General features: G+C 42.9%; 8 protein-coding genes. All 8 read right to left on the bottom strand.

The window, feature by feature from the left end:
* Positions 1-145 precede the first annotated feature (145 nt).
* Positions 146-1,426: a dihydrolipoamide acetyltransferase family protein gene (locus tag AMD01_RS14765; protein WP_053402193.1), complete on the bottom strand. Its 1,281-nt coding sequence runs from the start codon at positions 1,424-1,426 to the stop codon at positions 146-148.
* A 14-nt stretch (positions 1,427-1,440) separates the two neighbouring features.
* Entirely contained in the window at positions 1,441-2,424 is a 984-nt protein-coding gene (locus AMD01_RS14760; protein ID WP_053402192.1) for an alpha-ketoacid dehydrogenase subunit beta, read from the bottom strand.
* Between the two features lie 12 nt (positions 2,425-2,436).
* A complete protein-coding gene (locus AMD01_RS14755) occupies positions 2,437-3,429 on the bottom strand; it encodes a thiamine pyrophosphate-dependent dehydrogenase E1 component subunit alpha (protein ID WP_053402191.1) in 993 nt (330 codons plus the stop codon).
* Between the two features lie 35 nt (positions 3,430-3,464).
* Positions 3,465-4,886, bottom strand: a complete 1,422-nt coding sequence (gene lpdA / locus AMD01_RS14750) for a dihydrolipoyl dehydrogenase (protein WP_053402190.1) — start codon at positions 4,884-4,886, stop codon at positions 3,465-3,467.
* Positions 4,887-4,907: 21 nt separating this feature from the next.
* Positions 4,908-5,993: a butyrate kinase gene (gene buk / locus AMD01_RS14745; protein ID WP_053402189.1), complete on the bottom strand. Its 1,086-nt coding sequence runs from the start codon at positions 5,991-5,993 to the stop codon at positions 4,908-4,910.
* Positions 5,994-6,092: 99 nt separating this feature from the next.
* Positions 6,093-7,190 carry a branched-chain amino acid dehydrogenase gene (bcd, locus tag AMD01_RS14740; protein ID WP_053402188.1) on the bottom strand — a complete coding sequence of 366 codons (1,098 nt, stop codon included), beginning with the start codon at positions 7,188-7,190 and terminating at the stop codon, positions 6,093-6,095.
* A 19-nt stretch (positions 7,191-7,209) separates the two neighbouring features.
* Positions 7,210-8,115, bottom strand: coding sequence for a phosphate butyryltransferase (yqiS, locus tag AMD01_RS14735; RefSeq protein ID WP_053402187.1), 906 nt, complete (start codon positions 8,113-8,115; stop codon positions 7,210-7,212).
* A 175-nt stretch (positions 8,116-8,290) separates the two neighbouring features.
* Positions 8,291-10,366 carry a sigma-54-dependent Fis family transcriptional regulator gene (locus tag AMD01_RS14730; protein WP_053402186.1) on the bottom strand — a complete coding sequence of 692 codons (2,076 nt, stop codon included), beginning with the start codon at positions 10,364-10,366 and terminating at the stop codon, positions 8,291-8,293.
* Between the last annotated feature and the right edge of the window lie 129 nt (positions 10,367-10,495).

Here is a 10,495-nt window from a genome sequence, read left to right as displayed (position 1 = left end):
TCTGTCAAAAAGAATTTTGTACCCCTTTGTAGTCTCTATTAAATTAAAATTCAGTCTTCTCTCTTTATCTTAATATATTCCACTTCTGGTATCAATTATATAAAAAGGACCGCCTACTACCGATTGGCAGCAGGCGGTGAACTTTTTAATAAACGGACGTATTATCCGCTGAAATGTTTTCAACAATTTCTTTTACACGAGCAAGGAAACGCCCGCATACAAGACCATCAAGTACGCGATGATCAAGCGATAAACATAGATTTACCATGTCACGTACGGCAATCATTCCATTGTCCATCACAACTGGACGCTTAACGATTGACTCTACTTGTAAAATCGCGGCTTGCGGATAGTTAATAATCCCCATTGATTGAACTGAGCCAAATGATCCCGTGTTGTTTACGGTAAACGTTCCGCCCTTCATTTCTTCTGCTGAAAGCTTACCTGTACGAACCTTAACGGCTAGCTCTGATACTTCGCGACCGATGCCTTTAATTGTTTTTTCATCCGCCTGCTTAATAACAGGAACAAATAGTGCATCATCAGTTGCAACGGCAATTGAGATATTAATATCTTTCTTTTGAATAATTTTATCTCCCGCCCACATTGAATTCATTTCCGGGAATTCTTTGAGCGCCTGAGCAACAGCTTTTACGAAGAACGCAAAATACGTTAAGTTAAAGCCTTCTTTTTGCTTAAATGAGGCTTTTAATTGATCGCGGTATGCCACTAAATTTGTTGCATCCACTTCAACCATCATCCATGCATGAGGTGCTTCATGCTTACTACGCAGCATGTTTGAAGCAATAGCTTTACGCACGCCTGTAACAGGAATCTCGACGTCGCCTGGTTGAAGGTCAACTGCCGGTGCTGCTGTTTCTTTCTTAGGAGCCACAGCTGGTGCTGATGAAGGTGCTGCTTTTGGTTCCGGTGCTTTTGGTGCTTCAGGTGCTGCTGATGCAGACGGAATGTTTCCACCTTCAATTAGCTTCAGAAGATCCTTGCGCGTAATACGTCCACCTGCTCCTGTTCCGTTCACTTGCTCAAGGTCAATATCATGCTCTTGAGACAAACGTAACACGGCTGGAGAGTAGCGTTTTTTGTTCGACTGATCGCCTGCTGGCGCCTCTGCTTGAACACGTTCTTCTTTTGGTGCTTCTTTAGAAGGTGCACTTTCGCCTGCACCTTCTACTTCAATTAAGCACACGACTTCACCAACTGGAATAGTATCGTCTTCGTTTGCTACAAGCTCTTTGATCACTCCTGTAAATGAAGAAGGTACTTCAGCATTTACTTTGTCAGTTGTCACTTCTGCAATCGGGTCGTACTTGTTGACTTTATCTCCAACAGATACAAACCACTTGCTGATCGTTCCTTCTGTCACGCTCTCACCTAATTGTGGCATCGTAATTTTTTCGATGGGCATTTGTTTGACCTCCCTTAAAATTCAGCTAGTTCTCGCATCGCTTTTTCTACTTTATCTGGATTCACCATAAAATGTTTTTCCATTGTTGGGGCATATGGCATAGCAGGTACGTCTGGACCTGCTAGACGTTTGATCGGTGCATCTAGATCAAATAAGCAGTTTTCACTGATGATGGCTGCTACTTCACCAATAATACTTCCTTCTTTGTTATCCTCTGTGATTAAAAGCACCTTGCCCGTTTTAGACGCTGCTTCGATAATCGCCTCTTTATCAAGTGGATATACCGTACGTAAATCTAAAATGTGAGCAGAAATACCGTCCGCTGCTAATTTTTCTGCTGCTTGTAGCGCAAAATGAACGCAAAGGCCGTATGTAATAACCGTAATGTCATCGCCTTCTCGTTTGACATCCGCTTTTCCAATTGGAAGCACATAGTCATCCTCTGGAACTTCTCCTTTGATTAAGCGATACGCACGCTTATGCTCAAAGAATAAGACCGGATCATCATCACGAATAGCCGCTTTTAACAACCCTTTTACATCGTAAGGAGTAGAAGGCATTACAATTTTTAATCCTGGTGTGTTGGCAAACATCGCTTCAACCGATTGTGAATGATACAACGCACCATGAACTCCACCGCCGTAAGGAGCACGAATCGTAATTGGACACGTCCAATCATTATTGGAACGATAGCGTGTTTTGGCTGCTTCAGATACGATTTGGTTGACCGCTGGCATGATGAAATCAGCAAACTGCATCTCAGCAATTGGACGCATTCCGTACATGGCCGCCCCAATACCTACCCCTGCAATTGCAGACTCTGCTAATGGTGTGTCAATGACACGTTCCTCACCGAACATTTCGTAAAGGCCGTTCGTTGCTTTGAACACGCCACCTTTTTTCCCAACGTCTTCTCCTAATACGAACACCTTCGGATCACGTTGCATTTCTTCTCTCATCGCCATTGTTACTGCATCAATATAAGAAATTACTGGCATAATTGTCCCTCCTTACTCAGCATATACATGCTTCATCGCATGTTCCGGATCAGCATATGGTGCACTTTCTGCATAATCTGTTGCTTCGTTTACTGTATTCATAATATCATCTAGCATTTCTTGTTCCTTCGCTTCATCTAGAAGTCCCACTTCTCGTAAATACGCGCCAAACGTCACGATTGGATCTTTCTTTTTCGCTTCGGATACTTCGTCCTGTTCACGATAGCTGCGATCGTCATCATCACTTGAATGTGGTGTTAAGCGATATGAAATTGTCTCAACAAGCGTTGGTCCTTTTCCTTCACGCGCACGGTCTGCCGCTTCTTTTACGACTTTGTATACTTCAAGTGGATCATTTCCGTCTACTGTGTAACCAGGCATTCCATAACCGATTGCACGATCAGACACGTTCTCACACGCTAATTGTTTTTCAATCGGTACAGAAATTGCGTATTTGTTGTTTTCACACATGAAGATGACAGGAAGTTTGTGTACACCTGCAAAGTTTGCTCCTTCATGAAAATCTCCTTGGTTTGATGATCCTTCACCAAACGTTACGAACGTAACAAGATCTTTTCCTTCCATTTTCCCTGCTAGAGCTACACCTACTGCGTGTGGTACTTGAGTCGTTACAGGTGAAGAACCAGTTACAATGCGGTTTTTCTTACTGCCGAAATGCCCTGGCATTTGACGGCCGCCTGAGTTTGGATCCTCTGCTTTCGCAAAGCCTGATAGCATCAAGTCTTGTGCTGTCATTCCAAATGTAAGCACCACGCCCATATCACGATAATACGGCAGTACGTAGTCCTTTTCATTATCAAGCGCAAAAGCCGCTCCAACCTGTGCTGCTTCTTGTCCTTGACAAGAGATAACAAACGGAATTTTACCCGCACGGTTTAGAAGCCACATACGCTCGTCAATTTTACGAGCTAAGAGCATCGTTTTATACATTTCCATTACCTTTTCATCACTTAAACCTAACGCTGCATGGCGGTTTTCAGTCATTAATACACCCTCCTAATCAATCATACCTTTTACTATTAAAAGTGAATGGCTTTTCCTTCTACGGCTAAGGCCGCCTCCCCAATTGCCTCTGACAAACTTGGATGCGGATGGATCGTATGCGCAATTTCCCAAGGCGTTGCATCTAACAGTTTCGCAAGACCTGCTTCTGAGATCATATTCGTTACGTCTGGACCAATCATGTGTACGCCAAGTAGATCATTCGTTTTCGCATCGGCAATAATTTTCACAAATCCGTCTGATTCGCCGTGAACAAGGGCCTTCCCAACCGCTTTGAACGGGAATTTGCCGATCTTCAATTCAAAACCTTTTTCCTTTGCCTGATCCTCTGTGAAGCCGACGCTTGCAATCTCGGGATGACTATAAATACACTTCGAGATTTGCGTGTAATCAATTTTTAATGGACGTTGGTCTGCAAGATGCTCGACCGCTACAATTCCTTCATGTGAAGCAACGTGAGCAAGCTGAAGACCGCCGATCACATCACCAATCGCATAAATATGTGATTCCTTCGTTTGATAATAATCATTTGTATCAATAAAGCCATTTTTCACTTCGATTGATGTGTTTTCAAGACCAATTCCTTCTACGTTCGCCTGTCTACCTACTGAAAGAAGTACTTTATCTGCTGTAAACTCTTCTACAGTATCGCCAACTTTCGCGCGGATACGAACCGTTTCCTCAATCTTTGTTTCTTCTCCAAGCACTTGTGCACTTGTGACGATTTTAATGCCTTTACTTTTTAAAATTTTCGTCATTTCTTTGGCAATTTCTTTGTCCTCTGTCGGAAGAATTTGCGCACTATATTCGACCACCGTTACATCTACTCCGAAATCTGCAAGCATGGACGCCCACTCGATTCCGATTACGCCACCGCCAATAATCATGATTGAAGATGGCAGTTCATTCATTTGTAACGCTTCGTCAGACGTAATGATGTGCGTTCCGTCTACCGTTAGCCCCGGAAGCGTTCGCGGACGTGATCCTGTGGCAACCACCACGTTTTTCGGGATGAGCATTTCGTTCTCAGACCCATCATTCTGTTCTACAGAAATCGTTCCTGGCATTGGAGAAAAAATAGATGGACCTAAAATACGGCCGATTCCTTCATAAACATCAACCTTGCCTTTTTTCATCAAATGCTGTACGCCTTGATATAGCTGATCGACGATCTTTTGCTTGCGCTCTTGCACTTTTAAAAAGTTCAAGTGAACGTTCTCAGTCGTAACGCCAAACTCTTCTGACTTTTTTGCCAAAGCAAATACTTCGGCACTACGAAGAAGGGCTTTACTTGGAATACAGCCTGCATGAAGGCACGTACCACCAAGCTTGTTCTTCTCTACCACGGCCACTTTTAACCCAAGCTGAGATGCACGAATAGCCGCTACATATCCCCCAGTTCCTCCGCCGAGTACTACTACATCATATTCTGTCGACATTTTACCTTCACACCTTTCTAATTAAGCACCTGGATAGTCTTTCGCTTTCTCTTCGCCACGTAACACGCGAAGAGCCCCTTCTGTTAACGCTTGAAGCTCGTTCTCGCCTGGATGGACAATCACATCAGCAATCCAATTGACCCGACTCATAATGAACTCGGTAAAACTTTGCGAGTATGCTAGACCACCGGTCAAAATAATACCATCTACTTTTCCAGATAAGACGCTGCTTGCTGCTCCAATCTCTTTCGATACTTGATAAGCCATCGCGTCAAAAACAAGCTTTGTTTGCTGATCGCCTTTTTCAATCATCTTCTGCACCTTCACCGCATCAGATGTACCGACATAACCAGCTAATCCACCTTTTCCAACGAGCATTTTCATAACTTCATCGCGGTAATAACGCCCTGAAAAACAGAGATTGATGAGGTCCCCCGCCGGTACCGTTCCTGCTCTCTCAGGACTAAACGGACCGTCTCCGTGCAGACCATTATTCACATCAATGACCTTGCCATGTTTGTGCACCCCAACGGTGATTCCACCGCCCATATGGACAACGATAAGATTGAGCTCTTCGTACGTACTCCCAAGCTCTTTCGCTACTCGTCTAGCGACCGCCTTTTGATTAAGCGCATGAAAAATACTTTTTCGTTCAATTAACGGGAATCCTGATACTCTCGCTATATCTTCTAATTCATCTACGACCACTGGATCTACGATAAACGCTGGGATGTTAAGCCCTGTCGCAATTTCATGAGCCAGTATTCCACCTAAATTTGAAGCATGTTGCCCTGCATATCCTTTACGTAAGTCAGCGAGCATCGCTTCATTTACTTTGTATGTACCGCCTTGAATAGGGCGTAGCAATCCACCTCTTCCACAGACAGCACTCATTTTCGATAAGTTAATCCCCTCTTCATGGAGAGATTCTAAAATAGATTGTCTGCGAAAAGCGTATTGATCACTAATCGTTTTATATTGATTGATTTCATCGACATCGTAGCGAATTGACTTTTCAAAAATAAGCGTTTCATTATGAAACACGCCGATTTTTGTGGAGGTAGACCCAGGGTTGATAACTAACACGCGATATTCTTGAGCTTGCAACGTTCCATCCTCCTACTTGATGTTTAAGATACAGATGGCTCAAAAAGGATTCATCCCCTTGAGCCATCTCTTCTGGTGTCTTGTATCATCGCGCTTTGATTAGCGACGACGACTTAAAATGTGATGTTCATTTTGTAAAAACTGACTGCGAGAATTTCTCATACGCTCAATGCGCTCTTCGGCTAAACGATCTGCCGCTGCATAAGTGGCAATGCGATCACGGTTTGCGATCTCAATAACACGCTCGATGTTTTGGTAGATGCCTTCTACTTTTTTCAGTGCACGCTCACGGTTGTAACCGTAAAGCTCATCTGCTACGTTGATTACTCCACCTGCATTGATTACATAGTCCGGTGCGTATACGATACCCATCTCGTGAATCATATCCCCGTGACGAGATTCTTTTAATTGGTTGTTAGCCGCTCCTGCGATAACTTTTGCTTTGATTTGTGGAATGGTTTGATCATTGATCGTTGCACCAAGGGCACAAGGAGCATAGATGTCACATTCAACTCCGTAAATTTCATCTGGCTCAACTGCTTTTGCACCAAATTCTTCAACCGCACGTTTCACAGATTCTTTGTTGATGTCCGTTACGATTAGCTGTGCCCCTTCTTCATGTAAGTGGCGGCATAAGTTATATGCTACGTTTCCGACACCTTGAACCGCAATAACTTTTCCTTCAAGTGAATCACTTCCGAACGCTGCCTTTGCTGCTGCTTTCATCCCTTGATACACACCGAATGCTGTTACAGGTGATGGGTTTCCTGAAGAACCAAATGCAGGAGAGATTCCTGTTACGTAGTCCGTTTCTTGGTAGATAAGATCCATGTCTTCTACTGTTGTACCAACATCCTCAGCTGTAATGTAGCGCCCGTTAAGACCTTGAATATAGCGTCCAAACGCACGGAATAGCTCTTCGCTTTTATGTTTTTTCGGATCGCCGATAATAACCGTTTTACCGCCGCCTAAGTTCAAACCAGCTGCAGCATTTTTATACGTCATTCCTTTTGCAAGGCGTAGCGCATCTTCAATAGCTGCTTCTTCTGATTCGTACGTCCACATTCTTGTACCGCCTAGCGCTGGCCCTAGCGTTGTATCATGAATCGCAATAATTGCTTTAAGACCTGATTGTTTGTCCTGACAGAATACTAATTGCTCATAGTCATATTGTTCCATATATTTAAAGATTTCCATTTTACGTTTCCTCCCAGAATTATTCGCCTCGTGCTACTAAAGCAGCTACAGCAAGCGAATGTAGTTTACTTTCGGCTGAATCTGCCCGAGATGTTAAAATGATTGGCGCAGTCGCACCCGCAATAACGGCGCCAACTTTTGCACCAGCAAAATACATCAATGATTTGTAAAGGGCATTTCCAACCTCAATTGTTGGTGTAACTAAAATATCTGCTTCTCCTGCGACATCGCTTTGTATGTTTTTATGCTTCGCCGCTTTTATTGAAATAGCGTTATCGAGCGCAAGCGGGCCGTCTACGACACACCCTGTAATCGTTCCTTCACGGTTTAAGGTCGCTAAAGCCGCCGCGTCGATCGTTGCCTGCATGTTAGGATTCACGGTTTCGATGGCTGCTAGTGCCGCCACCTTTGGGTACGTTACCCCCAATTTTTTCGCTACGCCTACCGCATTTTCAATAATTTGTGCTTTTTGCTCAAGTGAAGGGGCAATATTCATCGCTGCGTCTGTCAGATAGATCAGACGTTCATAGCCCGGCACCTCAAACAGCGCAACGTGTGAAAGCACGTTTCCTGTTCGTAAACCCCATTCTTTATTAAGGACAGCCTTTAAAATTGTAGAAGTAGGTAAATTACCTTTCATGACAATATTTGCTTCGCCTTGATGAACAGCTTTTACGGCCATCATGGCAGCTGTTTGTTCATTCCCGGCATTGATCACTTTTACTTCACTGGCTGATTTCAATGAATGGTCAACCATCATGCTTTTTATTTTGTCCTCATCCCCAAATAAAATAAATTGTGCTAGGTTTTTGGAGATGGCTAATCGCACGGATTCAATTACTTCTGGATCCTCTGCTACTGCAACAGCAACAGTTAAAGAGGGCATGTTTGCTGTTTTTTCAAGTACCTGCTCGAAATTCTTCATCTTATCTACCTCACTTTTCTGTCCGTTTTTATATCTTGCAAGAATCGTGCCAACTTTTATCATCCGCACAAAAAAACGTACTTCGTAAGGCGCAGACTACTTGTGGAAAACATGCACCCTCATAAATTATACATAAAAAATAGGTATATGCGCAATTATTTGCATAGTGCGCCATCTATTGCACGCTATTTTTTGCAAGATTATACTTTTCCATCTTGTAGTAAAGAGTCCGCACTGAAATTCCTAGCTGCTTTGCTGTTTTGGTTTTGTTGTAGTTGTATTTTTCAAGCACTTGTTTCATTACCTGCGCTTCGTAAACCTCCACAAGATCATTTAACGTTTCCTCATGATTACTGCCTACAACTGGAGCAAGAACCGTCTTTTTAGGCTCAGACACGGACTGTAGCTCTGGAATATGATGAACATCAATGAACTGCTCATTGTAGTGCATATAAATAACCGCACGCCCCAAAATATTCTCAAGTTCACGAACGTTTCCTGGCCATTCATACTGTTTCAAATAGACCAATGCCGCAGGCGTAAGTCCCTCCACGTTCCGCCCATAATCTTGATTGATTTTTTGAATTAAATGCTGTGAAAGCAATTCAATGTCTTCTTTTCGTTGTCTGAGAGGAGTAATGTGAATCGGAATTTTATTCAACCGGTAATACAAATCTTCTCGAATTTTTCCGTTTGCTATCCCTTTTTCCAAATGAACATTTGTTGCCGCAATTACTCGGACATTGATTGGAACAGCTTTTGTGCCTCCTACTCGCACAATTTCTTTTTCTTGGAGCACCCGAAGAAGCTTTGCCTGCATTTGAGCAGACAGTTCGCCAATTTCATCTAAAAAAATACTTCCGTTATTCGCTTCTTCAAACAATCCTCTTTTACCGCCTCGCTTTGCGCCTGAAAAAGCGCCCTCTTCATACCCGAACATTTCGCTTTCAAGAAGCGTTTCTGAGATTGCCGCACAGTTCACACGAATGAACTTGTTGTATTTTCGATCACTTGCATTATGGATGGCATGGGCAAAAAGTTCTTTTCCTGTCCCGGATTCACCGCGTAATAAAACGGTCGCAGGCGTTTTGGCCGCGAGCTTTGCTTGCTCAATCGCTAGCTTAAATTCTTCTGAACTGCCTATAATATCATCAAATGAATATTTAGCTTCTAAGGTGCGAATAATTTGCCTTGCACGATTTAATTCATTTGTTAGCTGCTTAATCTCGGACACGTCATGAATGACCCCAACGCTTCCTTTTAATTTGCCGTCGACAATAACAGGTGCTACGTTCACAAGCACATCTTTTTTATGAGCCCCAACCTTCATCCGTACGCTACGCACCGGACGTCTCGTTTGGAGCACTTTCATATGCATGCTTTCTCCTTCAGAAATATCAGCGGTAGCCGGCTTTCCAAGCACGTCCTCTTCTTTTAGTCCTGTCAGCCTCGTATAAGCTGGATTAATCAGCAACCCCGTTCCATCCTCATCTACGACTGAAATTGCTTCTTCCGATGATTGAATAATCGCCTCGAGCATCGTTTGAATTTCTTTTAAATTGGTTACTTCCTTCGCTAAATCGACAACTTCTGTAATGTCTTTAAAGAGCGCAAAAGCTCCAAACAGTTCCCCCTGATCATTTAAGATTGGAATACGCGTTGTGATGATTTTTTTTCCGTTCTCAAACGTAAACTCATGGTTTCGCTCTACTTTTTTCGTTTGCAGTATGTAAGGAAGATGACTGGCTGGAATAACCTCTAACACAGGATGACCTAGCACATCTTCTCGCTTAAATCCCGTAATTTTTTCTGCGCTTTTATTAAATAACGTAATTCGTTCCTCATTATCAATGACAATCATACCGTCATGAGCCGTATTAAAAATCAAATCATGCTTGTAGGATTCTGTTTTCCATTTGAATACAAGCTCTTCTTTTTCCTCCATTAGCTCTGATATGATATGCGCAACCGAACCTGGAATTACGACCGTATGACGATTTCGCCAAACATTTTTTAGCTCTTCATATACCTCTTCATCTCCTGTGGCATCAATAATAATATCAATGGAAGCATCCTTAAATTGTTCCCATGAGGAGGACGTCATCAGCCCTAATTTTTTTGCCTCCTCCATCCCCAATGCATTCTGGTTAATATCGACCATTCCAATTACTCGTAGCATGTCGCTTGCGATAACCATTTGTAAAATGGCTCGTCCACCTTTTCCCGCTCCAACAATTAATACGTTTTGCATACATCATCCACCTTGTATGTTCTTTATGTTCTTGTTTCATTATCCGCTAAAAAATGTGCAATTCTTTGCATACCTCTATAATAGCGTTTTCAAATCCCTCTTGACAATTTTCTGTATTTTTATATGATT

The organism is Priestia koreensis, assembly GCF_001274935.1.
Lineage (GTDB): Bacteria > Bacillota > Bacilli > Bacillales > Bacillaceae_H > Bacillus_AG > Bacillus_AG koreensis.
This window is presented reverse-complemented; position numbering and strand designations above follow the sequence as displayed.

Bases quoted from the DNA above. Each gene is read 5' to 3' on its own strand.
- lpdA (WP_053402190.1), bottom strand. From the start codon at position 4,886: ATGTCGACAGAATATGATGTAGTAGTACTCGGCGGAGGAACTGGGGGA.
- AMD01_RS14765 (WP_053402193.1), bottom strand. From the start codon at position 1,426: ATGCCCATCGAAAAAATTACGATGCCACAATTAGGTGAGAGCGTGACA.
- AMD01_RS14730 (WP_053402186.1), bottom strand. From the start codon at position 10,366: ATGCAAAACGTATTAATTGTTGGAGCGGGAAAAGGTGGACGAGCCATT.
- bcd (WP_053402188.1), bottom strand. From the start codon at position 7,190: ATGGAAATCTTTAAATATATGGAACAATATGACTATGAGCAATTAGTA.
- AMD01_RS14755 (WP_053402191.1), bottom strand. From the start codon at position 3,429: ATGACTGAAAACCGCCATGCAGCGTTAGGTTTAAGTGATGAAAAGGTA.
- AMD01_RS14760 (WP_053402192.1), bottom strand. From the start codon at position 2,424: ATGCCAGTAATTTCTTATATTGATGCAGTAACAATGGCGATGAGAGAA.
- yqiS (WP_053402187.1), bottom strand. From the start codon at position 8,115: ATGAAGAATTTCGAGCAGGTACTTGAAAAAACAGCAAACATGCCCTCT.